Annotated in this window: 33 protein-coding genes and 1 other RNA gene; 25 read left to right on the top strand and 9 right to left on the bottom strand. The window is 50.6% G+C overall.

The window, feature by feature from the left end; translation table 11 throughout:
• Positions 1–32: 32 nt before the first annotated feature.
• The gene (locus E4633_RS14005) at positions 33–893 is read right to left on the bottom strand and encodes an AraC family transcriptional regulator (protein WP_135871032.1); all 861 of its coding nucleotides are present in this window, start codon (positions 891–893) and stop codon (positions 33–35) included.
• Between the two features lie 188 nt (positions 894–1,081).
• Between E4633_RS14005 and E4633_RS14000 the strand changes: the two genes are divergently transcribed.
• The 9 genes from E4633_RS14000 to E4633_RS13960 all read left to right on the top strand — a co-directional run bounded on the left by E4633_RS14000 (position 1,082) and on the right by E4633_RS13960 (position 5,921).
• A complete protein-coding gene (locus E4633_RS14000) occupies positions 1,082–1,351 on the top strand; it encodes a DUF4160 domain-containing protein (protein ID WP_198419444.1) in 270 nt (89 codons plus the stop codon).
• Entirely contained in the window at positions 1,351–1,593 is a 243-nt protein-coding gene (locus tag E4633_RS13995; RefSeq protein ID WP_135871030.1) for a DUF2442 domain-containing protein, read from the top strand. Before E4633_RS14000 ends, E4633_RS13995 begins: the two co-directional genes overlap by 1 nt.
• Positions 1,594–1,675: 82 nt before the next feature.
• On the top strand, positions 1,676–2,149 hold the full coding sequence (gene smpB / locus E4633_RS13990; RefSeq protein ID WP_135871028.1) for an SsrA-binding protein SmpB: 474 nt from the start codon (positions 1,676–1,678) through the stop codon (positions 2,147–2,149).
• A gap of 161 nt (positions 2,150–2,310) precedes the next feature.
• Positions 2,311–2,663: a transfer-messenger RNA gene (ssrA, locus tag E4633_RS13985) on the top strand.
• A gap of 302 nt (positions 2,664–2,965) precedes the next feature.
• Positions 2,966–3,205 (top strand): GIY-YIG nuclease family protein, encoded by a 240-nt coding sequence (locus tag E4633_RS13980; protein ID WP_135871027.1) that lies wholly within the window; start codon positions 2,966–2,968, stop codon positions 3,203–3,205.
• Between the two features lie 158 nt (positions 3,206–3,363).
• A complete protein-coding gene (locus tag E4633_RS13975; RefSeq protein ID WP_246038136.1) occupies positions 3,364–4,038 on the top strand; it encodes a hypothetical protein in 675 nt (224 codons plus the stop codon).
• Positions 4,039–4,125: 87 nt separating this feature from the next.
• On the top strand, positions 4,126–4,596 hold the full coding sequence (locus E4633_RS13970; protein WP_135871025.1) for a YybH family protein: 471 nt from the start codon (positions 4,126–4,128) through the stop codon (positions 4,594–4,596).
• A gap of 327 nt (positions 4,597–4,923) precedes the next feature.
• Positions 4,924–5,595, top strand: coding sequence for a fibronectin type III domain-containing protein (locus E4633_RS13965; protein ID WP_135871023.1), 672 nt, complete (start codon positions 4,924–4,926; stop codon positions 5,593–5,595).
• Positions 5,562–5,921 carry a hypothetical protein gene (locus E4633_RS13960; protein WP_135871021.1) on the top strand — a complete coding sequence of 120 codons (360 nt, stop codon included), beginning with the start codon at positions 5,562–5,564 and terminating at the stop codon, positions 5,919–5,921. The genes E4633_RS13965 and E4633_RS13960 overlap by 34 nt, the downstream gene beginning before the upstream one ends.
• Positions 5,922–5,978: 57 nt before the next feature.
• On the opposite strand, the gene E4633_RS13955 is transcribed toward E4633_RS13960, so the two are convergent.
• Positions 5,979–6,194, bottom strand: coding sequence for a hypothetical protein (locus E4633_RS13955; RefSeq protein WP_135871019.1), 216 nt, complete (start codon positions 6,192–6,194; stop codon positions 5,979–5,981).
• A 196-nt stretch (positions 6,195–6,390) separates the two neighbouring features.
• Complete coding sequence (locus E4633_RS13950; RefSeq protein WP_246038177.1) at positions 6,391–8,013, bottom strand: methyl-accepting chemotaxis protein; 1,623 nt, start codon at positions 8,011–8,013, stop codon at positions 6,391–6,393.
• Positions 8,014–8,455: 442 nt separating this feature from the next.
• Between E4633_RS13950 and E4633_RS13945 the strand changes: the two genes are divergently transcribed.
• Together E4633_RS13945 and E4633_RS13940 are read left to right on the top strand one after the other, a co-directional pair.
• Positions 8,456–9,049 (top strand): class I SAM-dependent methyltransferase, encoded by a 594-nt coding sequence (locus tag E4633_RS13945; RefSeq protein ID WP_135871015.1) that lies wholly within the window; start codon positions 8,456–8,458, stop codon positions 9,047–9,049.
• A gap of 130 nt (positions 9,050–9,179) precedes the next feature.
• Entirely contained in the window at positions 9,180–9,650 is a 471-nt protein-coding gene (locus tag E4633_RS13940; RefSeq protein ID WP_135871013.1) for a hypothetical protein, read from the top strand.
• 166 nt (positions 9,651–9,816) lie between these two features.
• Here the strand turns inward: E4633_RS13940 and E4633_RS20785 are convergent, their stop codons facing one another.
• The 3 genes from E4633_RS20785 to E4633_RS13920 all read right to left on the bottom strand — a co-directional run bounded on the left by E4633_RS20785 (position 9,817) and on the right by E4633_RS13920 (position 10,949).
• Complete coding sequence (locus E4633_RS20785) at positions 9,817–10,215, bottom strand: toprim domain-containing protein (RefSeq protein WP_246038135.1); 399 nt, start codon at positions 10,213–10,215, stop codon at positions 9,817–9,819.
• Positions 10,216–10,303: 88 nt separating this feature from the next.
• Positions 10,304–10,627, bottom strand: a complete 324-nt coding sequence (locus tag E4633_RS13925; RefSeq protein WP_135871011.1) for a PLDc N-terminal domain-containing protein — start codon at positions 10,625–10,627, stop codon at positions 10,304–10,306.
• Positions 10,628–10,637: 10 nt separating this feature from the next.
• Positions 10,638–10,949 carry a TM2 domain-containing protein gene (locus E4633_RS13920; RefSeq protein ID WP_135871009.1) on the bottom strand — a complete coding sequence of 104 codons (312 nt, stop codon included), beginning with the start codon at positions 10,947–10,949 and terminating at the stop codon, positions 10,638–10,640.
• Positions 10,950–11,357: 408 nt separating this feature from the next.
• Between E4633_RS13920 and E4633_RS13915 the strand changes: the two genes are divergently transcribed.
• The 11 genes from E4633_RS13915 (at position 11,358) to E4633_RS13875 (ending at position 20,130) form a co-directional block, all read left to right on the top strand.
• Entirely contained in the window at positions 11,358–11,657 is a 300-nt protein-coding gene (locus E4633_RS13915; RefSeq protein ID WP_135871006.1) for a hypothetical protein, read from the top strand.
• Between the two features lie 109 nt (positions 11,658–11,766).
• The gene (locus E4633_RS13910) at positions 11,767–12,231 is read left to right on the top strand and encodes an NADAR family protein (RefSeq protein WP_135871004.1); all 465 of its coding nucleotides are present in this window, start codon (positions 11,767–11,769) and stop codon (positions 12,229–12,231) included.
• A 184-nt stretch (positions 12,232–12,415) separates the two neighbouring features.
• Positions 12,416–13,345, top strand: coding sequence for a DMT family transporter (locus tag E4633_RS13905; protein ID WP_135871002.1), 930 nt, complete (start codon positions 12,416–12,418; stop codon positions 13,343–13,345).
• Positions 13,346–13,499: 154 nt separating this feature from the next.
• Entirely contained in the window at positions 13,500–13,949 is a 450-nt protein-coding gene (locus E4633_RS13900; protein ID WP_135871000.1) for a YbjQ family protein, read from the top strand.
• Between the two features lie 226 nt (positions 13,950–14,175).
• The gene (locus E4633_RS13895; RefSeq protein ID WP_135870998.1) at positions 14,176–14,736 is read left to right on the top strand and encodes a hypothetical protein; all 561 of its coding nucleotides are present in this window, start codon (positions 14,176–14,178) and stop codon (positions 14,734–14,736) included.
• Positions 14,737–14,932: 196 nt separating this feature from the next.
• Entirely contained in the window at positions 14,933–15,604 is a 672-nt protein-coding gene (locus E4633_RS13890; RefSeq protein ID WP_135870996.1) for a hypothetical protein, read from the top strand.
• 37 nt (positions 15,605–15,641) lie between these two features.
• Positions 15,642–15,866, top strand: a complete 225-nt coding sequence (locus E4633_RS20995; protein WP_246038131.1) for a transposase — start codon at positions 15,642–15,644, stop codon at positions 15,864–15,866.
• 110 nt (positions 15,867–15,976) lie between these two features.
• On the top strand, positions 15,977–16,669 hold the full coding sequence (locus E4633_RS13885; protein WP_246038129.1) for a hypothetical protein: 693 nt from the start codon (positions 15,977–15,979) through the stop codon (positions 16,667–16,669).
• A 91-nt stretch (positions 16,670–16,760) separates the two neighbouring features.
• The gene (locus E4633_RS20620; RefSeq protein ID WP_198419443.1) at positions 16,761–18,146 is read left to right on the top strand and encodes an HD domain-containing protein; all 1,386 of its coding nucleotides are present in this window, start codon (positions 16,761–16,763) and stop codon (positions 18,144–18,146) included.
• A 96-nt stretch (positions 18,147–18,242) separates the two neighbouring features.
• Positions 18,243–19,193: a hypothetical protein gene (locus E4633_RS20615; RefSeq protein ID WP_198419442.1), complete on the top strand. Its 951-nt coding sequence runs from the start codon at positions 18,243–18,245 to the stop codon at positions 19,191–19,193.
• A gap of 451 nt (positions 19,194–19,644) precedes the next feature.
• Complete coding sequence (locus tag E4633_RS13875) at positions 19,645–20,130, top strand: glutathione peroxidase (protein WP_135870994.1); 486 nt, start codon at positions 19,645–19,647, stop codon at positions 20,128–20,130.
• Positions 20,131–20,197: 67 nt separating this feature from the next.
• Here E4633_RS13875 and E4633_RS13870 read toward each other — a convergent pair whose 3' ends face one another.
• On the bottom strand, positions 20,198–21,175 hold the full coding sequence (locus tag E4633_RS13870; RefSeq protein WP_135870992.1) for a hypothetical protein: 978 nt from the start codon (positions 21,173–21,175) through the stop codon (positions 20,198–20,200).
• Positions 21,176–21,430: 255 nt separating this feature from the next.
• On the opposite strand from E4633_RS13870, the gene E4633_RS13865 reads away from it, so the two are divergent.
• Positions 21,431–22,024 (top strand): hypothetical protein, encoded by a 594-nt coding sequence (locus tag E4633_RS13865; RefSeq protein WP_135870991.1) that lies wholly within the window; start codon positions 21,431–21,433, stop codon positions 22,022–22,024.
• A 124-nt stretch (positions 22,025–22,148) separates the two neighbouring features.
• Here the strand turns inward: E4633_RS13865 and E4633_RS13860 are convergent, their stop codons facing one another.
• Both E4633_RS13860 and E4633_RS13855 read right to left on the bottom strand, forming a co-directional pair.
• Positions 22,149–22,556 carry a hypothetical protein gene (locus E4633_RS13860; protein WP_135870989.1) on the bottom strand — a complete coding sequence of 136 codons (408 nt, stop codon included), beginning with the start codon at positions 22,554–22,556 and terminating at the stop codon, positions 22,149–22,151.
• 69 nt (positions 22,557–22,625) lie between these two features.
• Positions 22,626–23,051 carry a hypothetical protein gene (locus tag E4633_RS13855; protein WP_135870987.1) on the bottom strand — a complete coding sequence of 142 codons (426 nt, stop codon included), beginning with the start codon at positions 23,049–23,051 and terminating at the stop codon, positions 22,626–22,628.
• 169 nt (positions 23,052–23,220) lie between these two features.
• On the opposite strand from E4633_RS13855, the gene E4633_RS13850 reads away from it, so the two are divergent.
• Together E4633_RS13850 and E4633_RS13845 are read left to right on the top strand one after the other, a co-directional pair.
• On the top strand, positions 23,221–23,928 hold the full coding sequence (locus E4633_RS13850; protein ID WP_135870985.1) for a response regulator: 708 nt from the start codon (positions 23,221–23,223) through the stop codon (positions 23,926–23,928).
• Positions 23,928–24,926, top strand: coding sequence for a HAMP domain-containing sensor histidine kinase (locus E4633_RS13845; RefSeq protein WP_162604997.1), 999 nt, complete (start codon positions 23,928–23,930; stop codon positions 24,924–24,926). Before E4633_RS13850 ends, E4633_RS13845 begins: the two co-directional genes overlap by 1 nt.
• Positions 24,927–24,955: the final 29 nt, after the last annotated feature.

Here is a 24,955-nt window from a genome sequence, read left to right as displayed (position 1 = left end):
GGACCGGGGCCTGAGCATTTTACGGAACGTCGCTACTTGAGCGGCAAATAGACGTCCGTCACCAGTTCGTGTGCGGGGACGTCCGGCATCAGGTTCAGATAATGGAAGAAGAGCGGGAAATCCCTGAGCTCCTCGCCGCTTTTGGGCAGCCATTCCCGGTACAGCGGGTAAACGCTGCGGCCGATCTCGTCATGCGACCCCAAGTGGCGCACCACCGCGCAGCGGCCGCCGGGAATGACCCCGTTCACCACACCCTGCGGGTTCTCCGGCACCGTTTGCGTCACCTCGCCGCAGATGTCGAAGCGGAAGCGCTCCGGCTCGGTAACCTCCGGGTCGTCGTAAGCGACGCCGAAGGTAAGCGACAGTTTCACCGGCGACAGTCCGCTTTGCTTGCGCCACTCGATGAACCTGAGCGCCGACTCGTCCAGCTGCTCCGGTGCCCCACGGTGGGCAAGTACCGCGACCCGCGTCTCGGGGAACTCCACGATTTTCACATCCATCTCATTTCTCCTTTCGCTGGGCGGCAGCCGGAAGCGCTCCTTCCAGGGCCGCCACTTGGGTGATTTTCTGAATTGGGAAGGAGACTGTCCGAACATCTGCCTGAAGGCGCGGGCAAACGCCTCGGGGCTCTCGAATCCGGCGTCCAGCGCGATGTCGATGACCCGCTCCTCCTGGCGGTACAAGAGCCGGTAGGAAGCGTGTTTCAAGCGCAGGAGCCGGATGTAGGCGAAGACCCCGATTCCCGCGTAGAGCGAGAACTGCCTGTGGAAGTGGAATTTGGAGAAGTGTGCCACCCGGCTAAGCCTCTCCACCGTCAACGGTTCATCCAGGTGCCGCTCGATATAGCGGAAGACCCTGTCAAAGCGCTGTTCATATGTCCGTGCCTTATCCATCCGTTCACCGTCCCGTCTCAATTCGTAAGCCATCCTATCCGGGAGCGAGAGATAAATCCTGACCGAAATTGCTCAATCGAAGCCCTTGTCGCCGCCTCAGCACCTGCTTTGACATCTTTAAAATATAAGGGTACCTTTGGCCAGTCAATCTGATATCCTGCAAGTGCCCTGAAGCGCCGGAGGATAGAATGCCTACTATCTCGATGTTCTTCGGAATAATAATCAGGATGTTCTACCGGGACAACCAGCAGCACAACCTTCCGCATCTGCATGCGGAATATCAGGGTAACATAGCTGTTTTTGCCATCGCAGATGCCATCATACTTGAGGGCTCGTTACCGCCTCCAAAACGAAAACTTGTGGAGGCATGGATAGAGATCCACAAGGACGAGCTACTGGCTGATTGGCAATTAGCTGTAGAAGGTGAAACCGTCTTCAAGATAAAAGGACTTGAGTGATGAGAACCATTAACACTATACGAGCGAATGACGATTGGACACTAGACGTCAGTTTCGCCAACGGTGAGGAACGCAGGTACGATGTGAGGCCTCTGCTGCGAAAAGAAGCGTTCAGGGACCTCGAGGATCTGGCCATCTTCAAAACAGTTCGTAACGGCGGCTACTTCGTCGAGTGGGACAACGAGGCCGACCTTAGTGCGGACACCCTGTACTTGGAAGGAAGTCCCATCGGAAAACGGTAACCAAGACACCCTATCGGCTGAAGACTTTCACCCTGTTTTTCCCCCTGTCCTTTTACGGGCTAATCTGGTAGGATGACTCGCTATGGGTGAGAAGCTGATTTGCAACAACAAGAAGGCGTTCCATGATTACTTCATCGAAGAGCGTTATGAGGCCGGCATGGTGTTGCAGGGGACCGAGGTAAAGTCTCTGCGCAACGGCAAGGCCAACCTGAACGACTCCTTTGCGATGGTGAAGAACGGGGAAGCCTTCCTGCACAACTTCCACATCAACCCGTACGATTTCGGCAACCGTGAGAACCACGATCCGGACCGTATGAGGAAGCTTCTGCTGCACAAGAAAGAGATAGTGAAGCTCTTTTCCAAGATCAGGGAGCAAGGCTACACGCTGGTTCCGCTCAGGGTCTATTTCAAGGACGGCAAGGTGAAGACCGAGCTGGGGCTTGCGAAGGGCAAGAAGAACTACGACAAGCGTGAAGTCATGAAGCAAAAAGACATGCAGCGCGACGTCGTGGTGGCCATGAAAGAAAGAAACCGCGGGGCTAGGGACAGGGACTAACTGCAGGTTCTACGTTCTAAGTTCTATGTTCTACGTCATAAGCGGAGGACGTAGCATCAGTCGAGTGATGTAGAAGTTCCTGCAGTTCCGGCGAGGTCAGAGCACTGAGGTTTCAACGTAGAACGTAGAACATAGAACGTAGAACGTTTTTCAAGTTTTAAGGGGGTGTAAAGGTTTCGACGGGGGTAATAAGCAAAGGCTGCATGCCGAGGTCCGGGTGGCTCGTTAAACAATCCGGGACGCATTTAAGCGCCGACAATTACGATTACGCTTTAGCAGCTTAATAACCTGCTAACGTTCTACCTACCATCTCCCACGTGGAAGGATAGAACGTCATTCAGTGGGATAGTTTCAGGGAGAGTCCGTGGCCCTGCGGCGAAATCAAGCGGAATCGCGACTCAAGAATCCCGGCCAGTGGAGTCTTGAGGGGCTAAACTCAAAAACAGGTACAAGCATGTAGACGCCTTTTGTGTACGATTCTCGGACGCGGGTTCGATTCCCGCCACCTCCACCAACCTCCGCCAAAGGCTCCGGTTGGCTCGACAGAGCCGCCCGGAGCCTTTCGCTTTTGGCGGAGGTTGTCCCCCGTAGTTGCCGCCCCCCCTTCGTTAAACGCCTGGCAAAGCCAGGCAACTACGGGGGGCAGGCGTTTAACGAAGGGGGACTCCAACTCGTTCCAACAACCGTCATTCCAACACCCGGGCGTGGTTTAACGCCCGGCGCCTTTGTTTGTAGCAGTTAGACAGCCCCTGCCCCCCTCTTGCCCCCACCAAGATTCCAAGTAAACTTCCCGGGACCACCGCCAGGGAGTCCCAAATGAAATACGTCTACCATCTCCAAAGCATCCCCCATCCCGACCAGCACTACGTCGGCCTCACCAGAGACGTAGAAGCGCGGCTAATCTCCCACAATGCCGGACAATCCCCCCACACCTCCAAGCACCGCCCCTGGAGGATAGTTACATATCATGCCTTCGCCGACGAAGCCAAAGCCGCTGCCTTCGAGAAGTATTTAAAATCCGGTTCCGGCCTGGCCTTCCGTCACAAGCACTTTTAGCCTTCGCCAAGGCTACGGATGGCGCGTATTGATCTACCGTAGTTGCACGTCCCCCGAAGCAGCCTGCGCCAGCAGGCGTTCTGCGGAGGGGGATTTCCCCTTGCTCAACAGACATCTTTAATCTAGATTGCTAAAATCATCGGGATAAAGAGGTACCAATGACCATAGCAAACGAACCCCTTGGAAGTGCGGCAAAGCCAGTAACCTCCCGCTGGCCGTCACTATTCGCGCTGGTGGCGCTTGGCGGCCTGTACGCGGCATTGCCGTCCTCCTTGCTTCTTGGCGGTCCGCGCTGGCTCCTGTTGGCCATCGTCTCAGTACTCGCCGTGCCGCTTGTCGTCACGCATTACAAGGGAGCTCACGAGACTAACCAGTTGATCGGTTTCGTCTTGAACGGCGTGGTGACAACCACCATGATCATCTCGCTTGCCTTGCTGATAAGAGCCCTCCCCCTTCACCTGGAACAACCACGGCAACTGCTGCAGTCCGCTGCGGCGCTTTGGGTCTCCAACATCCTCGTTTTCGCCTCTTGGTACTGGAGGCTCGATGCCGGCGGCCCGCACAAACGCGCCAGGCGCCCTGATCACTCCAAGGGGGCGTTTCTCTTTCCGCAAATGACATTGCCTCCCGAGAGAAAACACGCCGCCGGCTTCACCGAGTGGGTGCCCAATTTTGTGGATTACCTCTTCCTGGCCTTTAACACCTCCACAGCCTTCTCACCAACCGATGTTCCGGTCCTGTCACGCTGGGCAAAAGTCTTGATGATGCTGCAGTCGATGATCTCCCTGCTCGTGATCGCCTTACTTGCAGCGCGAGCCGTCAACATCCTATGATTCCGGACGGACTCCTTCAAAAAGTAGCGATGTGATATGCTGGACAGAAACGTGAGAACCACGTGGTGGCGCTGAAGGAGGGACACCATGAAAATCGAAACAGTTCCAGTTACCGGCAGGGAGAGTAAGGAAAAGATGTCACCGATGCTGAGGGCGCTATCCCAGTTTTACGAGGCCCTAAACAGCAGGGACATGGAACTGATGTCAGAGAATTGGGCGCAAAACGACGAAGCCGCCATGGACAATCCACTTGGCGGCATCAAGCGAGGGTGGGACGAGATCAGGACCGTCTACGAGCGGCTCTTCGGGAGCGCTTCAGAATATCACTTCGAGTTTTACGATTACACGCTCCACGCTACGGGCGAGCTCTTTTACGTAGTTGGCAGAGAGCGCGGCGCATTGAAGACCGCCGACACCGTCCTCGAGATGCGGATCCGGACCAGCAGGATCTTCAAATTGATCAACGGCCAGTGGCGACAAGTCCATCACCACGGCTCCATCGACGACCCCGACTTGCTTGCCCGCTATCAGCAGGCCGTGCTCGGCAGGCCGCACTGAAAGCAGTTGTACCCCTGGCGCGCGCGTCCCTACAAGTCGCCCACTGATCCGGGCGCACGGAACCGCGGGTAACAATACCAGTCTAACCTTCATGAAGGCTTCGGTTGGCACCTTTTATCCACCGTTAGCAGCCTGCGGCCGCAGGCGCTAAGCGCAGGTAGAAGTGCCAACCGGAGCCTTTTGCTTGTAAGGGGGGCCCAAAACCGGACGCCTCGTAGCCTCACTTGCTTGAAATGACGTGCAAAAAACCGAGCCCCCTTCCGGCAATTGACAGCTGCGCGGCCTCTGTTATCTTAAAGCATACCAACATTCAGCAAGGAGGTCACCATGCCCGATCGGTACGATCTAGTGGAAACAAATTTCCGTAAGCTGAGTTACCCCGAATACTACATGGTTTTGAACGGTTTTGCCGACGCCCTGGATGTCAGCGAACTGTATAACCAGAACCGCCCCGAGCACATCGTTCCACCCCAGCGCTACAGGGAGCACATCACGACCATGAAGCAACTGAGCATCGGAGCGGACCGTGGGGATTCCCTCTTACAGGAGCAGCGCCAGGCGGCAAGGGACCTTTCCGAACTCGACATGTGCTCCTCCGTCAGCTACATGAAGACCATCGCCATCTACAAGCAGGACCCGACCATCATGCACGAGCTGAACCTGCCGCTCAAGGAAGCGCACCAGAAGATTCTCCGTAAACCCACCCCCCACAAGGCAGCGGAGATCCTGGCGGAGTTGCGACACCTGAAGAACGAGTCAGGTGCCATCATTATCCTTGGAACCCACGCAAGGAACGGTGGGCCGTACCTGATCAACATCTGCAAGGGAGAACCGGTCTCCGAGGAGAGCTGGTTCAACCCCGGCGGCCATCACAAGACCTGCACCAGGATCATTCTCAGAAATCTGGAACCGGCCAACAGGTATTACGTCCGTCTGAGGACCGACGGTCCCGAAGGTCCCGGCAAATGGTCGCAGCCCGTATCGATCATCGTCCTGTAGCCCACTCCCCTGCCCCCACGCTTGGGCCTGCCGGCAAACCGGCAGGCCCAAGCCGCACCTCCCACCTCAAATCAGCGTCCAGCCTCATCACCGATGCCGGCCCCCGGCTTCAAGTCAGCGCCCCGGCTTTCGGACCGCAGTTCAGGCCGCCCGTCGAGGATAAAGATCACCAAGACGCGTTGAAAGGCCCGGATAAAAAACGAAACGGGTCAGAAGCGCGACAAACGCCGGAAGCGCGCGTTCAAAATCCAAAAATTTATTTCAAACGAAGGGAAGACGAGTTCAAACGAGAGAAAAGAGGTTTGAATTTCAAAAACGAGAAATGAAGCGCAGAAAAATAAAAACAAACACCTCGACCGTCGTTTAAACTTCGGAAGGCGTGTTTAAATCGCGCCCAAGACGATTTCAAAACGGGGAAGCTCGTTTTGTTTTTCGGTAAAAAATGTTTTCGCGATGAAAAATGAAAATAAACGCGGGAAGCCCCGTTTGTCTTTCAAAAAGACGATTTTAAAACGCGGAAGCCCATTTTGTTTTTCAGGAAAAAAAGTTTTCGCGACAAAAAATGAAAACAAACGCGGGAGACCGCGTTTGTTTTTCAAAAAGATGATTTCAAATCACAAGAGGACGATTTGAAACTCGGGAGACCGATTTCAACGCGGGCAAAAGCGATTTGAAAGTCCCGCAGCCACGCCCAACGCTCCAGGGCGCCGGGACGGTGGAAAGCGGGGACGAGGCTTGCGAAGTTGAGCGTTGCAGGCCTCGCCCGGGCATCCGGTGTCGTCACCGTCAATACACTCAGGCGTACTTGAATTCCTCCACCATGCTCTTCAGGTCATCGGCTAGCTGTGCGAGCTGGTGCGCCGCCGAAGCCTCATCGTGCGATGACTTGGACGTCAGGTTTGCCACCTCGGTTATTTGCTGGATGTTGTTGTTTATCTCGATGGTTACCGCGGTCTGTTCTTCCGCGGCGACCGCTATCTGGTTGACCTGGCTGGTCACGCTGACGATCTGCTGAAGAATGTGCTCCAGAGCCTGGCCCGATCTCGAGGCCTCGATGGTTCCCTGCTCGACATCGCGCACCCCCTCGTTCATCGCCGCGACCGCGTTTTTAGTCTCGACCTGGATCGACTGGATCATCTCCCCGATCTCCCTGGTCGCACGGGTAGTTCGTTCTGCCAGTGCACGCACCTCGTCGGCAACCACAGCGAAACCGCGCCCCTGTTCACCTGCCCTTGCCGCCTCGATTGCCGCGTTGAGCGCGAGGAGGTTTGTCTGGTCCGCGATATCCTCTATGGTTCCGATGATCTGGCCGATCTGATCCGAGCGTGCACCGAGAGTTTCGACCGTCTCGGCGGTGGATCTCACTTTCACCGCTATGCGCTCCATGACGTTGACCGTCTGCTCGACCACCTTGGTCCCATCCACCGCGGCCTCGTTTGCGCGCGCCGAATCGTTCGCCGCCATGTGGCAGTTGCGGGCGATGTCGGAGGAGGTCGCGGCCATCTCTTCGCAGGAGGTGGCGATGGTGGTTGCCTGACAGGCGAGTTCCTCGGTACTCGTCGCCATCTGCTCCGCGGTCGCGTTCATCTGCACCGCGGCCGACGAGACCGACATGCTGTTGCCCGCAAGCCTTCTGATGATTCCCGTCAACTTTTCGGCCATGGTGTTCATCTCGCTCCCCAACATCCCCATTTCATCTTTGGAAAGTATGGTGGAGCGTGCGAGGAGATCACCGTCTGCAATGCGGGCCATGGTATCGAACACCTCTTTCAGGGTATTGGATATTCCTCGAGCGATTACCGTTGCAATGACGATCGATCCCAAGACCGCAAGGATGATGACCGTTATGAAGACGAATATTTCCTTTTGTGTCGACCTGTCGGCCTCGTTTGAGATGGCATCGCTGTCCTCGACCCCTTTTTTATAGAGTTCGGTGATGGCCTCAGCCGGCTTCTGGTAAAGCGGTGCGACCTGCGACGAGCCGAAATTTATCGCCTCCGAGATGGCAGCTCGATCGCCCGCCTTGCGGGCTTCAAGTATCATGTTGGCAAGCTTTAGGCCCTGCGCATCATACGCATCGCACCCCTCAGCAAAACTCACAAGATATTTTCTCTCTTTATCATCCAATCCCATCTGCTTCATTTTATTCACGAGTTCACGGATCTTGCCGATCTGGGCTTGGTAATCCTTGTACTTTTCGTTCAGTTTCTCGTTGTCTTCAAGAGCCATCATGTAAGTAACATCAAGGCGGGCCATGAGTAACCGCTCTTTCAGTTCACTGTATATCGTCACCTCGCGAACGTTCAAAGTTAAGCTGTGGACATCATTATTGGAGTGAGTCAAGTTCGCGATACCCATCACCCCGACGGCCACCAGGGCAATGGTCCCAAACGACGCCAGAGTAAGCAGCTTTCCCATCATTTTAATATCAGCCCACCTCATGTTGCCTCCTGTTCCTTTGGTTACACCGCAGTTTCGGCAGTTGTTTATCGCCGCACGTTCTTTTGAACATGTACGACGACGTCTTGGTATTGAGAATGTATCGACAAGGGGGCTGACAGCTTGATATCTAACTCCTGCTCAAACATAGGGTTTTTCCACCACAAGCATACCAAAGCCCCTACACATGCATTTGATATGATTGAATCTTATGCCTTTAAAATTTATACAAGCACAGCTCAAGAATACTTGCATACCGCTGACGATCTTCATCGTCCGCGGAGCGCGTCCGCGCCGGTCCACCAAGCTCAGCTCCATTTCTCATTTCTAATCATTAAAGATTTATGGTATAAGGCGCATGGGACCGTCCCATGAAGGTCTCCAGGCCCTAACTACCCTTCGCGCTTCCAAGGGAGCTAAAGTGAACCCCAAAGAGCTCGGCAAAAAATACGACAGGATCGCCCAGTGGTGGCACGAGAACCACCGGGATTCTCGATACGGATTGAAACAGCTTGATCTGGCACTCAAGTTCGTACCAGGCGGCAGGTCCGCACTCGATGTTGGCTGTGGTGCAGGTGGGAGGATCATCCGTGAGCTGGAAGAGCACGGATTTGCCGTGACGGGGCTGGATGTTTCCGAAAGGATGATAGCTCTGGCGATGGAGAACCATCCGAACGGTTCCTTCCAGGTGGCGGACATCTGCACGTGGGAAGCCGACGAAAAGTTCGACCTAATCATCGCCTGGGACAGCATCTTTCATCTGCCGTTAAAAATGCACCGGCCGGTCATCGACAAGCTCTGTTCTCTACTCGAAAAAGGCGGCGTCCTGATGTACACCTTCGGCAATGCAACCGGTGAGCATACCGATGTGTGGCAGGAGGACGAATTCTACTACAGCTCGATTGGTATAAATGACAATCTTGCAGCCCTGATAGAGAACGGACTGACCGTAATGCACCTGGAGTTGGACCAGTTTCCTGAAAAGCATGTTTTTGTTGTTGCGGAAAAGCCTTAACGGGCCAAGCCTGTACGCCACCGATCCGTAAGAGTAAAGGCCCGACCTTCATGTTTATTGGTAGTTGCTGCAGAGTTCTAAACCACCAGAGCACAAATAGGTGAATGGCACAAAGACAGGTGGAAATGCTATGAAATGGTTGATAGTTGCTGGACTTCTTCTTTCGCTGGCGGGATGTGGCGGCGGTGATGGCGGAGCAACACAGGAAGCAGTACCTCCGTCAGTAAATGCGACGGGAGTATGGAATGGGTTTATCCCAAGCGTTAATCAGGCCAATAGCCCAGTACCTGAAACGTCTTCCTCTAGCGTGTCGATCACCCTTAATCAGAGCGGTGCATCTTTATCGGGTAATTATTTTGCGTCGACCGGCGCATTCGGTGACATAGCTGGCACTATAAGTGGCAACAATATTGATGTTAACATCGCGCTAACGAGAGAAAGCTGCAGCGGCACTTTGACTGGGACAGGGGTGATAAACAAACCTGTCACCGGTCACGCAACAATGGAGTTCCACGTTAGCGGTTTCTCCACCTGTGGCGGCAACGAGGACGACATTGCGTATCTGACTCAGGTTGCGGTCCCTCCCCTCTCCCACCCTTGATTTTAGGAAAGCGGAGATCACCTTTGGGGTAATCTCCCCCCTCCGCCATCCGTCCCCTCCTCCTTCTTTCCCAGTCTCACCTTCAGCCGCGCGGAGTATCCGGAATATGCAGCACCGCCTGTGTGCTGTTTTAATAGGTGTTACTGCAGGGAGTGGAACAGGCAGATCAGACCAGCTTCAGTTTGTGGCAGAATAGACATCGCCTCGGTCCGTCGCCAGCTTTTGGATGTTTGGGCGGGAAGGGAACTCCGCCTGGTTCGAAGTGGCAGGTGGGACACCCCTTGTCCACTTCCATCTTACTCTGCGTCTTTTTGAACAATTCGTAAGCAGGCATATGCTTTTCATCCAGAGGAACTCGCTTGGTCTTTTCTTCTCCGGAAATGGTAAAGAACGTGATAAGTACAGCAGACATACCGAGAAGAAGGACGCCGCAGATCGCGATTAGACAAACTTTTAAAATCTTGTTGCTCTTATGTATCTGTCTGACGCCGCAATGAGGGCAGATCTCTGTTTTGAGGGAGATCTGTGCACCACAATCACTGCAAAACTTTATTTTTACATCCATCTGGACTTGCCTCCTTTACGTCGTGGACAGATAAGACTTTTAAAGCTGAAGAACTCCGCTTTTCTTCTTTGGCATAACAACACGCTTATCACCGTCTTTGCGAACCGTGCCTTACCCCACAGTTGGGGCAAATTTCGGCTCGAGGATTCACCTCTTCACCGCAATCGCTACAAAATCTTCTGCCAGAAGCTGTGACAGAATCAAAAGCAGACGTCACCTTTTGCTTCCTGCCGACGAAGAAGTAAAGAATTGCCCCTAGAAGAGGAAGGAGCACAACGACCAGAATCCAGATGATCTTGTTATTCCCTGAGAACTCAGACCTGATGATATCTACCAAGGCAACAACCCAAAGAACAAGAGGGGTGAGGGTAAAAAGCAGAACAATCAACTCCGGCAAGCCAAATCCAAACATAAGGTCTCCTTTATTCGTATTTACGACTGAATTCTTCGTCGGAGGTGGTCAGATAGATGATAGCTTCGATGAACGACACGATCGCAGGGATAAAGGTCCAGCAGAAGATCAGGTAGAGGAACCCTCTCCCCACGTGCTTCAGGTAAAAGTGATGAACACCAAACCCACCCAGAAAAAGGGCCAAAATTCCCGCAGTAATTTTCTTGCTGGTGCCGTTTGCCAGGCATGACATCTGCCTTACACCACACTTCGGGCATATCTCAGCCCTCACGCTAATCTCAGCACCACAGTCAGTGCAAAACTTTGTTGATCTTTCAGACATGATTCCCCTCCAATGATTTCAACACAATGACGTTCAATATAGACATATACAAAAAAGACGTTTGACCATGCTAACATTTTAATATTAATTAGATTTAACCATTATATAGACACAGGTACATTTACATTGATCACGCCTAACTCCGCATGACAACCTGTTACGTCTGCACGACAGCTCCTGCTTTTGACTTCGTTGCTCGGTTTTGGTGTGAGTTCAGGGAGTCATAGAGCTCGCGCAACTTCCATAAAAAGCAATGCGATCACCAGACCGTATGTCAACGTGGTCAACAACACCCAATAATTAACCGACGCATAAAAAACTTTTATTGTACTGGCAGCTGGGTTATATTGTCCTAATTGTCATAGCAACCAGCTATGACAGTTGGTGTGACTCATTGAGGAGGAACAAATGGGAAAAGTGGCTCTGCTCACCGTCGCTGTCATTCTCTCCGCCGGTACCGCCTTCGCTGCGGATTTGCCTTCTGTGCTTACCGCACCTGAGAACCCCCAATCCATCTTGGCGCCTTCGCCCGCAAAGTACGAGCTTTGCAAGGCCACCTCGTCCGAAAAGGACGAACTTGGTCGGCGCGGCTGCTGTTCCTGGCACGGCGGTGTCTGCGGCTGTTCCGACGGCAGGGCCGTCTGTTGCGACGGCTCCTACAGCCCCACCTGCACTTGTCACCATGATGACAAGCCCAGCCAGATATAGGGCGTAGGGAACTCCCTTGTTTTTTTGAGATTCGATCTGACCTTTACGAAAATCAAAATCTCAACAACGTCCGCTTAGATCCCTTAGATCAGGAACTATGAGGTGCTTTATGGATGTAGGTGGCTACACAACGGGCTTGGGCGGAAAACTGTCAAATTTTACGCCACGTGTTTTTGTCTTAGATAATATTGAATGTGCCTGTCTAGAGGGACCGCTTCAGGCATTTAAGTTTGAGGACCCTGAAATGCAAAAGCGGATCTGTATGATGTCAGGCCAAGAAGCCAAGGCTATTGGCCAAACAAGAAACGAAGCATGGCAAAGCAGTCAGACTCTGTGGTGGCAAGGCAAGTCGTATGATCGTTTGTCGCCGGAATATCAGCAACTACTCGACAGATTATATGAAGCAGCCTTGTTGTCAGCTGGGTTTGCCGACGATCTTTTGGCTACCGGGGATGAAGTTCTAACTCACAGCATTGGGGTGCATGATCCCAGGAAAACAGTTTTAACCGAAGAAGAGTTTTGTACCCGCCTCATGGCGAATCGCTCTAAAATCAGGAAAACGAGAGAGGCGTAGCCAATATGCAATGACAACTAACTACGCGCCCCTCCCCCACCTCTGTTTACGTATGGTGAAGACTGATTCAGAGAGCAGAAGGCGCGGTGAACTCGTTTTGGGCTGAAGGGAACGTCCCCTTTGCTCTGTTGCCAAAGCAATTTACATTTGAAGAACTGATGAACTGAAGGGGTTGAGGAAGTAAATGGATTCTCGCAAGGCAATAGACGGTAAAGCAATGGGGCTGATGGTTGTTCTGTGTGTGGTCTGGGGGTTGCAACAGGTCGTATTCAAGGCGGCTGCACCGGACGTTACGCCGATCATGTTGGTCGCATTGCGTTCGGGAATAGCTGCAATTTTAGTATGGCTGTTGATGCTCTTTCGGGGGGAGCGGATTTCTTTCAATGACGGTACTTGGCGCGCCGGCCTGCTGGTGGGTTTTCTGTTTGCGCTTGAATATTTGCTTCTGGGCGAAGGGTTACGCTATACGACGGCCTCGCACTCGGTTGTCTTTCTGTACACCGCCCCTATTTTTGCGGGCCTTGGCCTCCATTGGAAACTACCGGCAGAGCGGCTGCATTCACTGCAATGGGCTGGAATATTGCTGGCGTTCGCCGGCATCTTCATAGCGTTTTTCTGGCGCAGCCCCCAAGGGGCGAGCCCATCGCTGTCAAAGATGATGTTCGGGGACTTTCTTGCCGTTCTTGCGGCAGTTTCATGGGGAGCAACGACGGTGGTGATTCGCTGTTCCATCCTTGCTAAATCTCCGGTAAGCCAAACTTTGCTTTATCAATTGATTGGTGCTTTTACTTTACTAATGTTGGCGGCGATAGGTCTTGGCCAGACTAGATTCAATCCGACTCCGTTGGCTTGGGGTAGTCTTTTATTCCAGTCCGTTATCATGTCTTTTGCCAGTCTCCTGGTCTGGTTTTGGCTCTTGCGTCATTACCTGGCATCGAGACTGGGAGTCTTTTCGTTTATGACACCGCTCTTTGGGGTAACATTTGGGGCGGTGTTGCTTAATGAACCCATCGAACTTAGCTTCTTGGTCGGAGCGATACTTGTTCTTGCAGGCATTGTTCTGGTAAGCGGATATGGGTGGCTCAAACAGGCATTGTTTAAAGTATCAACCTAAAGTAAGAGGGAAAATCTATGTGGGGCGGAAAGGACGTGCTTGAATACGCCAAAGATTCATGCGTTTCTTCCGTGATACGGTAATGGGTAACGCATAATTTCATGGGCGTCCCCTACTTTTCCAAGACAGTTACCCCAACAAAGGAGTCGTAGAGATGGCTAAAAAATGTTGTATGTGTGGAGATGAGGCAGGATTCCTGAGAGGAATCAGCTTTCAAGAGATAAAGCGTAACGACTATTGTTCCTCGTGTGCCACTGAATATGTCACTAAAGCTATCTCTGCAATTATAATCACTACAACAAACCATTTAGATGGTTATGTAGTGAAGCGTTACATCGACATCGAAAGTGTAGAAATTGTTGCGGGCACAGGGATGTTCAGTGAATTCGGAGGTGATGTTGCGGACTTTTTCGGTGCTAGGTCAACAGCCTTCGAGCAGAAACTACAAAAAGCAAAGCGTACAGCTCTTGATAAACTAAAGTATGCTGCCTTTGAAAGAGGCGGGAATGCGGTTATCGCTATCGACTTGGATTACACAGAATTTTCAGGTAACAGAATAGGGTTAATCGCTAACGGTACCATTGTTGAAGTTGAATCAATTTGACACACGCGGGATGGGGACAGGTCTTTATTCTTGATAAACCGCGGACAATCTAACAAATATCTCGGCAAATCCGGAATAATAAAAGCAAGAGTAAAGGAGGCAGTTGGGAAGTTGTTGACATATTTACATTCGGCGGGGCAAGTAGAGCAAAAGTTAAACGTCACCCAGTGTCACACACATTACTACGCCACAAAAACGAACAACTGTATTGGTACGGGGAGAACCTATGGGTATATATGAAATCGCAATGACAGCATTAGGCGTTGGGGGCTTTACAGGGCTAACGATGTCTTTTGTACTAAAGATTTTTTTAGAAACTGGAATAAAAGAGTCTGTTGGCAGTGTTTACAAAAAGCAGCTTGAGGATCATAAATTTCTTTTGAAAAACTCTGAAAAAGTTTTCCAATACAAGCTTGATGCATCAAAAAGTCTGTATAAAATCCTCCGTGATATTATCCCAAGGCGATCCCACCCTGATATGGACTGGGATGATGCCTGCGAAATAATAGCATCAGGGTTTTCTTCTCACGAGAAGGCGCTCAATGACTTTCTTTGTGAATATCAATCAACATTATCAGATGAAATTCTCAAACGAGTCAGAGGAGCAATAAGTGCTTGTTCTGATGGCCACTTCGAGTTTTATTGGGATTCCAAGCAACAGGAACCAGTCTGCACCAAAACAGCTAGAGAAAAAGCGACTGAGTTATATGATGCTCTAGACGTAGCAGTTGAAATGTTGAGGAAAGAAGTTCACGAAATGATTTCTATGCCACCACCCCAGAGGTAGGGGGGACATCGTTGATACATACATTCGGCGGGGCGGGTAGAGCAAAAGTGAAAATAATACCGACGTCCCCCAGTAACAAATTATCCTGCTGAGAAAGATGTTAGACAATGACCTCAGTTGGCTTGAGGAGATCTTGCCAAAGTGCAAACACTGACGCGCAGGCTAAGCCAGAGGCGCTGTTTGAGAGGAAATGACCATGTCACAAGTAGTTGACCTAACCAAACACATTCATCCTGACAGTCTGCGGGGAATTGGCCAACGTGCTTCAGGGTTACAACCGCATGAAATAATTGTTGGTGGATTATCCATCTCGTCGATTCAAACAGCAACTAAAGGCGTTGCTTATAAAATCGGAAAATACCAAATAAAGGATGTATTTACCTTGGATATTGCTGGTTGCTACTTTTTATATGTAAGGCCTTTATACCCATATTACCGAAAGGTTGCTAAATTACGTTTTGGCGGAATTCCACCCATGCGTGATGTAGATCATGTCCTTGCCCGAACTCTCGCAGGCAAGATGAATATCAACTACGTTCTTGTTGCCCTCGTGAATAGTTCGGCAAACCGATCGCACGGATGCTACGAGAAGAGAGGTATTAAGCAAAGTAATACTGTATTTTCGAGCAAGGTTATTCATGCAGACGAAAGAATTTACCACAAAATTTTGTCACGACCGCCTGCGGCACGACAAACTACTAACGAATTGAGGGGCGGATTTGACAGGAGTTTGATAGTAAATTACGGATTAACGTTAAAGCAAAAGGGAATATGGAATATTGCGTTAGGACTCGACAAGGACGCGCCTGAGGATTTTTTACAACTACTTCAGAGGATCGAAGTTAACGGTGAGATTTCAAACACATAAGGGGACACGTATAAGATTATAAGTTCCAGGAGATAATATGCCTCGACAGGGACGGCTCGATATTCCTGGGTGTTTGCATCACATCATTTGCCGTGGCATCGAACGTAGAGATATTTTCTCCGATGACGTGGACAGAGACGCTTTCGTCTCCCGGCTCATCGAGCTTACGACCACCTACTCTACCAGATGCTTTGCATGGGCATCGATACCGAATCACATCCATCTACTGCTACAGACAGGAAATATCCCATTTCTTGCTTAATGCAGAGATTACTGGGAGGCTACGCTACTACTTTCAACTTACGCCATCGTCGTAGCGGGCATCTGTTTCAGAACCGATACAAGTCGATACTGTGCCAGGAAGAGGTCTACTTGCTGGAACTGGTGAGATACATCCACCTCAACCCGTTACGTGCAGGCCTTGTCCCCACCTTTGAGGCATTATCGGAGTTCCGGTACTGCGGTCATGGTTGCATGCTCGGTTGCAACCCGGATCTTGAATCATGGATGCCTGTAGCGGATGTATTGCAGCGGTTTGGAAACAAGCTGGGAGACAGCCGCAAAGCGTATAAGAGTTTCATATTTGATGGCGTTGCTATGGGACGTCGCCCGGATTTGACGGGTGGCGGCTTAAGGAGAAGCGTCGGCGGATGGCGTGACTTACGTTCAGCCAGAGACGCCGAAATGTTCTTCGAAAGCGATGAACGAATCCTCGGAGATAGTGACTTTGTTCGATCTGTTCTGCAATCATCAGAGGACGAACTCGAAAAAAAGACTAGATACCGCCGAGAGAGAATTGATATCGACAAACTGATCACTTTAGTAGCAGGTGTTCTTGGAATGGAAGCAAAGGACGTTTGTGCAGCCGGCAAGCAGCGCCAGCATGTCCAGGCGCGCGGTTTGTTATGCTATTGGGCAGTCCGTGAGATAGGTATGACAGAAGTGGCTTTAGCGCGGTTGCTACAGCTATCTCAGCCTGCTGTTGCCCAAGCTGTGTCACGTGGTGAAAAGTTGGCCGAAGAAAAGGGTTGGGATCTTCAAAGGGTATTGAGCAGAAACTTATAATCTTATACGTGTCCCCCTAGCGGCCTAGCGGCTAGCGGTACCCTAGCGGTAAAAGTAATAAACTGACAATTAAGATAAGAGAGGACTATGTATGGGCGATGATTGGAAGGCCGAGACACAATTAAGACTTGAATCGAGTTTGATTTATAAAACATTGAAACAAAAATGCGAAAAAGATGTGGTTATTGGATCACCGGTTTTATCTTTAGTAAATGAAGCAGTTCATTGGGCATACCAACGAACTAAAACTATTATCAAGCACATGGGCGAGTTTACTCTACATGACGGAGATCACCTGTTTAGAGTATACAATCTTATGGAAAGGTTACTGACATGTAATAATGTTGAGAAACTCTCAATTCCAGAGTTAATGTTGCTGACTCTAACTGCTTGCTTTCATGATATAGGGATGTCGCCAGATGAGCATGAAGTTGTTTCATGGAAAAAGGTATGGGATAAATCACCTGTATTAGACCCTGCTGAAGAAAAACATTATGATGACTTTTTGAGGTTTTACTCTGCAAGGCCAGAGCAAAAGATAGTTATAGAGGATCTCATCTCTCAAGGAAAAAACACAGCGGCAGATACAGTCAAAGCTTATTTGATCACTGAATACATACGACAAGGTCATGCAGAAAGAGCTAGAGAAATCATTGCAAAAGAATGGAATAATAAAATTTTATATAGGGACGCCGATCTAACAGTCGAATTCGCCCAATTATGTTACAGCCACAACGAAGACGCGTTAGGTGTGCTTTCTCTTGATAAAAATTATCTTTGTGGCCCAGATACTTTTGCGTGTTTACCACTAGTAGGTGTTATTTTGCGGCTCGCTGACATTCTCGATTTTGATGGGAAAAGGACGCCTTCTGTTTTATACTCACATCTTTACGTTAGACATCCAGTTTCAATCAAAGAGTGGAACAAGCACAGAGCAGTTGAAGCTTGGGAAATTAGTCCTGACATAATTCAGTTTAGTGCAAAGTGTACTCACCCTGCTATCGAAGCATCGATCCATGACTTTTGTGACTTAATAGATCTTGAACTAAGCCTTTGTAACAATATAATTTCTACCCTCAACAACTACTCTGTAAATGCGTCTAGAAATATAAGTATAAAAATTCCATACAAGGTCAACCGTCAAAAAATCGAAACAAAAAAAGACATATATAATAAGCCCTTATATATGTACAAACAGACCCAATTCAATCTTAGTAAGAGCCAAGTTATAGACTTATTGATGGGCACCAAACTATACGGAAATCCAGAGGTAGCCTTAAGAGAGTTGCTGCAAAATTCAATTGACGCCTGCCTTCTACGGGATGCACAAGAAAAAAAATGGGGTAATACGTATAAACCAGAAATAGAGGTAAGCTACTACACTATTAATAATGAAAATTACCTAGAGATTAATGATAATGGTACTGGTATGGACCAGTATATAATCGACAACTACTACTCAAAAATTGGTTCATAGTTCTACAAGTCAATAGATTTTTACACTTTAAAGTCAGAGTCCAATGCGGAGTTCACACCAACCTCAAGATTTGGAATCGGAATACTTTCTTGTTTCATGGTTGCAGATACTGTCTTGGTTGATACCAGACGACTTTATGCTGCACATAAATCAAGCGATCCACTGAGTGTCACAATTGAAGGGCAGGAAAGCATTTTTTGGATACAATCAGGCCAAAGAGAAACACCTGGTACTACCACAAAGCTCATTCTAAGAAAGTCAAAGAATCCTTGGGAACAGATGACGGAAGAAAAATTCATAAAATCAGTAGAAACCGTAATTCCAAACCCTCCATTCAAAATAACGATCAAAACCTCATCACATCAAAAGGTCAGAGATGAATCTAGCTTTGCTTTGGTGACTGCATCTTCGCTAAAGGACTATTCATGGGATCACAATGACAATATTAGAAATTTCGAAATAGATGTCAACAACAAGGAATTCGGAATTATAGGATCTGCAATTGTAGCTGTATTGGAAACAGGTGGAATGCCTACATATCAGACAAATATTAATTCTAAGCATGTGCAAATAGAAGAGAATATATATTCATTGCATAAAAAATTAATACTATCTGAAAATAAAATTGTTCAGGAGTCATCGTCCATTTCTATAAATGACGACTGTGAAATTATTGAAGACACTTCAACACAACATTTTGCCACATCTAAATCCAGACTGTCTTTACATGGCATCGAGATTCCAACCACATTATTTCCTGACTATTGGAGGATGAAAACAAGCCATGTAAAAATATCGTGGCCATTTCCTCTAATACTAGTTTTGGATGTATGTGGAAATGGCGATCTCGATCTGAATTCCTCAAGAACTGACATAATAATGAGTGAGAAATGGCTAAATTTTGAAGAACAGCTTGCGTATACAATATGCAATGAACTTGCAAGAAAAGTTAAAACTAAATACTGGCAAAACCTTAAAAGTATGCTTATCAAACATACAAAAAATGAGGTTTTTATAAGCGCAATCAAGAAGGTTGTTAAAAGTTAGACGCTATGCAGAGAACACAAAAAATTGAAATTTTATAGCCAGTAGCGCAATCTAATTGGGCAGCCCAAGAAGTTAGGTCAGAAGTCTAGGGGGTATGGTGACGGGGTGTCATAAATTGAAGTGATGGTGCAGACGAACCACTGCATCGGCGGTCATCGCTCCACACAGGATCTGTACGAGATTGATGAGGAGCGTACCATTTGAGAGGATTTGAAATGACTATGATGATAGTCGAACGGAGAGAGCAGAATTGTTATTTCCGGTAAGGAGATTGACGGAGGGAGCCGAGGGGGCAGGTTCGACTTTTGGACATTTGCATAGATACGATGCCCATGAAATAAAGCGTTTCTCCTTCTCGCGCGCGAAAAACGCAGCGCTGCCCCTTGAAAGAAGCTATGCGAGATCCTAATATCTGCTGTTAACTGCCACCCTAATGGCAAGGAGCACCACCATGGCGAGCATATTTGAAATACAGGTGCAGACAGCTGACGGAGAGACCAAGACTCTAGGCGAATACCGGGGTCAGGTCATGCTTATCGTCAACACGGCGAGCAAATGCGGCTTTACCCCACAGTACAAGGGGCTTGAAGCTCTGTACCGGAAATACGCATCTCAGGGGTTCGTCGTGCTCGGTTTCCCATGCAATCAATTTGGCGCACAGGAGCCAGGCGATGCTGCGGAGATACAAAACTTCTGCTCGCTGACCTATGACGTTACCTTCCCCCTTTTCGCCAAGATCGATGTCAACGGTCCTGAAGCAGCTCCCATCTTTCAGTACCTGAAGACGGCAGCGAAGGGGCTGCTCGGGAGCGAGGCCATAAAGTGGAATTTCACCAAGTTCCTTGTCGACAGACACGGCAAGGTGTTGGAACGCTATGCACCAACGACCACACCGGAAAGCCTGGAAAAGGACGTTGAAGCAGCCTTGCAGCTGTAGAGTAAAAAGCCGGGGTCAGGCTTGCAATGTTGCAATCTCAATGCTGATGAGCATCCACTTTGCGACGCTACCAGCCTGACCCGCGACCATTTACGGAAACGAAGTTGCCGTTTCCTTCTGAATCAACTTCCACTATGGTCATTTGATCAGTATATGACAGTCTGGCTTTGGACTCGTTGCTTCCCTTCAGCAGGATTTCGCCGGAAGTAAAGTTTCCATAAGAACCGGTGTAAAGATCATTCGGCGTGGTAACTGTTACATAGCCGTGAAGCGAATGATAGAATATGCCGCTGACGGACATGCTGGGACCAGTGACGCCATTCGGCGTTATTGTTGTGGTTCGGTCTATAATGACGAAATCCCTGTACCAGTAGCTTGTACCAGTCCCCTCTTCGCTGAACACCATGGACATCTCAATGGTCTTTTGGCCTGAATTTACCAACGTAATCTTCCCGTTGGCAGTGATTATCGGACCTGAACCACGAAGGACAACTGCACCCAGTTTCAAGTCGTGAAGCACCATGGTGAGACCGTAAACGCTGCTATCCACCAATGAGGTTGTGCCGCTGACCGAGACACTCCCCGAAATTACCGGCGACTCGTAGTCTGCTGCATATTCGTTGAAGATCAACTCCAGCGCGAATTCACCAGTAGCGGGGTCTGCCGTGCCGGAATAGCTATAGGAACCGTAGGAACCGCTCTCTGTCCCACTGATTGCGCCTGCGACCGTTTTAGCCAAAGTTGGCTTTGCCGTCCATCCGGTTGCGCTTTTCTCGATTATGTCGCTGAGGAGACGAACTGGGATGGCCTCATCGGCTTTTGGACTGCTGGAAACAGCTTTTGCGACCCCGCCCAAGGCGTGAGCGGTTTCCAAGCCGCCTACTACTTGAATTGCCATTCCATATGCATTGGCTGAAGTCAAGGCGGCAGCCGTTGTCTTTCCAGTGTAGCCGGAGCTTTCCCCCCCACCGCCGCCACCGCCACAGCCGGCCAACGCTACCAGGGCGACCATCAGCATCATCAGTTTGTTGAGCCACTTAATCATTGAAACTCCCTGTCATTGGAATCTCCACTCACCGTCTAACGCTGACTGCAGACCGGACAGACTGATGCCTGGCCTTAAAGTTCTTCCAGTCATAATTACTTGATGGGTTTGAATTAGGGCACTATAACCCACATCGATATCCAACAAAAGTTTTTTGTTCGTTGTTACTGTTGAGGGCAGCCCAGCATAAGGATACAATCAATGGAGTGAGGGGGGCGTTACTTAGATTTTGAGACTGTGTGGCGGAGGTGATCTATGGGCGACGGTATGCTTCGGAAGAGTATCGGAGCCATGTTTCTAGCAATCTTCCTTCTCACCTGCTCAGGTTGTTCTGCCCTGATGAAATGGGGGTATCTCGCTCCGAGTGATGGGGAGAAATGGACTAAGAGCAACAGCAGCGCGTCCCGCAACCGCCCTCCCGCTTATACCTACAAATGCGAAGCGATAACCGTCGAAGCCTTGTCTGAAGTCGTTTATGACTACACCTACTCCGTCGGTCCGCTTATCCTGCCGATCTTCCCAATTTTCAACCTTGGCGGCAACGACAAGCTGCATGAAGAGTTTTCCATATGGCTGTGGCTTTACCCCAAAGAAACGGCGAAAGCAAAGGTCGTAAGTTCAAAGAATATAAGCCTCAACATCAGGACGAATACTGACACCTTCAAACCAATAGATGTCATGACTTATGAGAACTCCTCCAATTATCTCTTTGTAAAAGCCAAGTTCAGGTTCGACCTGAATAACATAGACGGCTTTACCCTCAATTTCGACAACCTTTTGGACGGATGCACCATTGCGCCACTGCAATTTAAAAAGATATTCAAGACGACTTGGGAAGCCTTCCCATGATCGTTAGTTATGGCAAGAGTGGCCATGAGCCCCGAATCCATCACACAACTGTGCATCTGCGTTCTCCCGTCTACCGTCAGCGGTAAACACGACGCTACAGCGATTGCTGCAGCGTCGCTTCTTTTTATGCCGCGGAACAGGAACCGCAATCGGTGCCGCTGCATTCCTCTTTTTTAGTGAGTAACCGCTCTGCCGCCCACTCGGTGATGTCGTTGCCGAAATGGACGTAGAGGTCTTCCACGCCCGCCAGCGGGATCCAGTACCCGTCTACCACTTGTCCCAGGTGTTCCACGTAGGCGACATCACGCACCCCCGTCCTCTCCTGGAGCGCCCTGTTCGCCTTGCAAGAGGCATGATGTTTCTTCTCGCCGATGTCGACGCACCTTGCCCCCACAGGGCAGCCGATCTCCTGGCCAATCTTGTTGGCAGCGATGATGTTACGGCTCTTGTGCACCAGCATGACCGGTGCCGGGTAGTTGTCCCAGAAAAGGTGGAAGTTGCTGATGATTTCTTCACTCACTTCGATACTCATTCTCTATCTCCTTTTGCATTTCTGCGCTATGTGGTCACAGCTCCCCAAAAAATTCCGGCTCTCGGATAACTACTTCGCTTTCTCTGCCACACGCTGCCTAAGTTCCGCACGCTGCTCCGGGGTCAGGTTGCCGCTGACGTCGATCAGCCTGTCCACGGTGCGATGGGCAAAGGCGACAAGCTCCTGCGCCTTCTCGTCCACCGTCGCGTGCAGCCATTGACTGTTGGGCTTGTCCAGCAGGAGGCAGCCGATGAATTTCTGGCTGATCCCCTTGTTCTTTTGCTGAAGTTCCTGTAGGTCGGCAACGATGCCGTCGGTGATGCCGCCGATCTTTGCCCGTTGTTCGCCGCTCGCCCCGATGTCTTTGAGCTTGGCATCCACGTGCTCCTTCAGCATCTTCGGATCACACCCATGGTGCCCATGTTTGCATGCCGAGAGCATTCCGACCGACACCACCGCAACTATGGCAACAACACCCTTCCACCGCATCTTCATCTTTATCTCCCCGTTGTTTTGATTCCTGCCTTCGCGACAGCTTCGCGATATCGGGACAATACTGTTAAGATGTAAAAAAAATATGGGGCGGTTGTAAAAAAAGTGTAAAAAACGGCCATGTCGCGGCGAAAGCTGATAGAACCGTCATATCGGCAGGAGGAGGATGTACATGAGCCAGCGGGGCGGAAAGCTTGTTTTCCTGGTGGACGACGACGCCAAATTGCGAAAGCTTCTGGCGAAGTTCCTTAGCGAAAACGAGTTCCAGGTGCGCGAGTTTGGGGACGGTCGCGAGGTTTGCGAATCCATTGCGGCAGATGAACCGGCCGCGGTGATTCTTGACGTCATGATGCCGGGTGAGAACGGGCTGCAGGTGCTCGAACGCATCCGCAAGGTGTCGGAAGTTCCGGTAATAATGCTGACGGCGAAGGGCGAAGACCAGGATCGCATCTACGGCTTGGAGCTTGGCGCCGACGACTACCTGCCGAAGCCTTTCAACCCGCGGGAGCTTCTTGCCAGGATCAACGCGGTGCTGCGACGGTCCCTGCCGAAAGCCGGGGAGCAGGCGCTCGCGCAAACGGTCGTGGCGGGAAGCTTCGTGTTGAACCGCAGCAGGCGCACAGTCTCCGCTGGAGGCGCGGAGGCGGAACTCTCCTTGACCGAGTTCAAGCTGTTGGACGCGCTGATGACCCGCCCCGGGATGGTTCTAACCCGTGACGAGCTGTTGAACTTCGCCCGCGGCAAGGAGTTCGGCGCGTTCGACCGGAGTATCGACGTGCATATCAGCAAGCTGCGCAGCAAGACGGAGGCGGTGTCCGGCGGGAAGCGCTGCATCAAGACGGTGTGGGGTTCGGGTTACATGTTCGAGGTGGATGCATGATGCGTAGACTTTTGATCCTGCACTGGATAAGCGCGGTCGTCATGGCGATGGCGCTGGTGTTCCTGTTGTTTATCCTCGTGGTCAAATACGGAAACGCCGACGCCCGGGTTTTCGGCGCGGGGCTTGCGGTCATCGGAGCGTTCTTCTCGCTCATGGCCGCGCCGAGCTCCGTTCACATAACGAAGCCGCTGGAGCGTCTGGAGGAATCGGCCCTTCGCCTTGCCGCTGGAAACCTCTCTGCCCGGGCGGAATTGCTAGGCGAGAGACATATGGTCGGCAAAGAGCTCGTCAACGCGTTCAATATCATGGCCGAAAAGGTGGAGTCCATGGTCCGGGGGGGGAAGGAACTGATGGCAAACGTCTCCCACGAGATGCGCAGCCCGCTGGCCCGGATCCGCATCGCGGGGGAATGCCTGAAAGACGCGCTCGACAGGGGGGACAGTGAGGATGCCCGCAACATGCTGCAGACGATGTGGGAGGACATCGAGGAGGCTGACAAAATGATCGGACGGATTCTCGAATTCTCCAAGGTCGATCTGTTGGAACCTCTGCCGATGGCTGACGAGGTGAGGCCGGCGGAGATTCTGGACGACTTGGCGAGAACTCTGAAGCCTTTTGCGCGCTCCAAGCAGATCGCCATGACGCTGGCTCTGGACAGCTCGGTCCTGGTTGCAGGCGACAGGGAGTGGCTGCGGTCGGCATTCAAGAATCTCCTGGAGAACGCTCTGAGATACACCGATCCCGGTGGCGCGATAAATGTTACGTCCAGAAAGAACGGCGGCGTCATCATCGAGTTCACCAATACCTTTCCGCCGCTGGACGCAGCGGAGTTACAGTCCATCTTCGAGCCGTTCTACCGGGGAGCGACTTCCCATAGCGACGGGACAGGTCTCGGGCTTGCCATTGTGAAAAAGATTATTGGCTTGCACCACGGGGACGTTGGGGCTAAAAATGTGCCGGAAGGATTCCAGGTATGGGTCCGGCTGCCGGTGATTTAGACGGGAAGAGGAAAGCTTCGCAAGAAGCA

Origin of the sequence: Geomonas terrae (assembly GCF_004791675.1) — a bacterium.
Classification (GTDB): Bacteria; Desulfobacterota; Desulfuromonadia; order Geobacterales; family Geobacteraceae; genus Geomonas; species Geomonas edaphica.
Note: the sequence above shows the minus strand (reverse complement) of the source record. Positions and strands in the feature narration are given on the sequence as shown.

Excerpts from the sequence above, each read along its gene's own strand:
- E4633_RS13960 (WP_135871021.1), top strand. The coding sequence starts at position 5,562 with ATGGTCGCAGCCCGTATCGATCATCGTCCTGTAGCCCACTCCCCTGCC.
- E4633_RS13965 (WP_135871023.1), top strand. The coding sequence starts at position 4,924 with ATGCCCGATCGGTACGATCTAGTGGAAACAAATTTCCGTAAGCTGAGT.
- E4633_RS20615 (WP_198419442.1), top strand. The coding sequence starts at position 18,243 with ATGGTTGCAGATACTGTCTTGGTTGATACCAGACGACTTTATGCTGCA.
- E4633_RS13970 (WP_135871025.1), top strand. The coding sequence starts at position 4,126 with ATGAAAATCGAAACAGTTCCAGTTACCGGCAGGGAGAGTAAGGAAAAG.
- E4633_RS14000 (WP_198419444.1), top strand. The coding sequence starts at position 1,082 with ATGCCTACTATCTCGATGTTCTTCGGAATAATAATCAGGATGTTCTAC.
- E4633_RS13855 (WP_135870987.1), bottom strand. The coding sequence starts at position 23,051 with ATGAAGATGCGGTGGAAGGGTGTTGTTGCCATAGTTGCGGTGGTGTCG.
- E4633_RS13995 (WP_135871030.1), top strand. The coding sequence starts at position 1,351 with ATGAGAACCATTAACACTATACGAGCGAATGACGATTGGACACTAGAC.
- E4633_RS13875 (WP_135870994.1), top strand. The coding sequence starts at position 19,645 with ATGGCGAGCATATTTGAAATACAGGTGCAGACAGCTGACGGAGAGACC.
- smpB (WP_135871028.1), top strand. The coding sequence starts at position 1,676 with ATGGGTGAGAAGCTGATTTGCAACAACAAGAAGGCGTTCCATGATTAC.
- E4633_RS13905 (WP_135871002.1), top strand. The coding sequence starts at position 12,416 with ATGGATTCTCGCAAGGCAATAGACGGTAAAGCAATGGGGCTGATGGTT.
- E4633_RS13925 (WP_135871011.1), bottom strand. The coding sequence starts at position 10,627 with ATGTTTGGATTTGGCTTGCCGGAGTTGATTGTTCTGCTTTTTACCCTC.
- E4633_RS13915 (WP_135871006.1), top strand. The coding sequence starts at position 11,358 with ATGGGAAAAGTGGCTCTGCTCACCGTCGCTGTCATTCTCTCCGCCGGT.
- E4633_RS13975 (WP_246038136.1), top strand. The coding sequence starts at position 3,364 with ATGACCATAGCAAACGAACCCCTTGGAAGTGCGGCAAAGCCAGTAACC.
- E4633_RS13940 (WP_135871013.1), top strand. The coding sequence starts at position 9,180 with ATGAAATGGTTGATAGTTGCTGGACTTCTTCTTTCGCTGGCGGGATGT.
- E4633_RS13850 (WP_135870985.1), top strand. The coding sequence starts at position 23,221 with ATGAGCCAGCGGGGCGGAAAGCTTGTTTTCCTGGTGGACGACGACGCC.
- E4633_RS13920 (WP_135871009.1), bottom strand. The coding sequence starts at position 10,949 with ATGTCTGAAAGATCAACAAAGTTTTGCACTGACTGTGGTGCTGAGATT.
- E4633_RS20995 (WP_246038131.1), top strand. The coding sequence starts at position 15,642 with ATGCCTCGACAGGGACGGCTCGATATTCCTGGGTGTTTGCATCACATC.
- E4633_RS13895 (WP_135870998.1), top strand. The coding sequence starts at position 14,176 with ATGGGTATATATGAAATCGCAATGACAGCATTAGGCGTTGGGGGCTTT.
- E4633_RS13910 (WP_135871004.1), top strand. The coding sequence starts at position 11,767 with ATGGATGTAGGTGGCTACACAACGGGCTTGGGCGGAAAACTGTCAAAT.
- E4633_RS14005 (WP_135871032.1), bottom strand. The coding sequence starts at position 893 with ATGGATAAGGCACGGACATATGAACAGCGCTTTGACAGGGTCTTCCGC.
- E4633_RS13950 (WP_246038177.1), bottom strand. The coding sequence starts at position 8,013 with ATGGGAAAGCTGCTTACTCTGGCGTCGTTTGGGACCATTGCCCTGGTG.
- E4633_RS13860 (WP_135870989.1), bottom strand. The coding sequence starts at position 22,556 with ATGAGTATCGAAGTGAGTGAAGAAATCATCAGCAACTTCCACCTTTTC.
- E4633_RS20785 (WP_246038135.1), bottom strand. The coding sequence starts at position 10,215 with ATGGATGTAAAAATAAAGTTTTGCAGTGATTGTGGTGCACAGATCTCC.
- E4633_RS20620 (WP_198419443.1), top strand. The coding sequence starts at position 16,761 with ATGGGCGATGATTGGAAGGCCGAGACACAATTAAGACTTGAATCGAGT.
- E4633_RS13845 (WP_162604997.1), top strand. The coding sequence starts at position 23,928 with ATGCGTAGACTTTTGATCCTGCACTGGATAAGCGCGGTCGTCATGGCG.
- E4633_RS13870 (WP_135870992.1), bottom strand. The coding sequence starts at position 21,175 with ATGATTAAGTGGCTCAACAAACTGATGATGCTGATGGTCGCCCTGGTA.
- E4633_RS13980 (WP_135871027.1), top strand. The coding sequence starts at position 2,966 with ATGAAATACGTCTACCATCTCCAAAGCATCCCCCATCCCGACCAGCAC.
- E4633_RS13900 (WP_135871000.1), top strand. The coding sequence starts at position 13,500 with ATGGCTAAAAAATGTTGTATGTGTGGAGATGAGGCAGGATTCCTGAGA.
- E4633_RS13865 (WP_135870991.1), top strand. The coding sequence starts at position 21,431 with ATGGGCGACGGTATGCTTCGGAAGAGTATCGGAGCCATGTTTCTAGCA.
- E4633_RS13890 (WP_135870996.1), top strand. The coding sequence starts at position 14,933 with ATGTCACAAGTAGTTGACCTAACCAAACACATTCATCCTGACAGTCTG.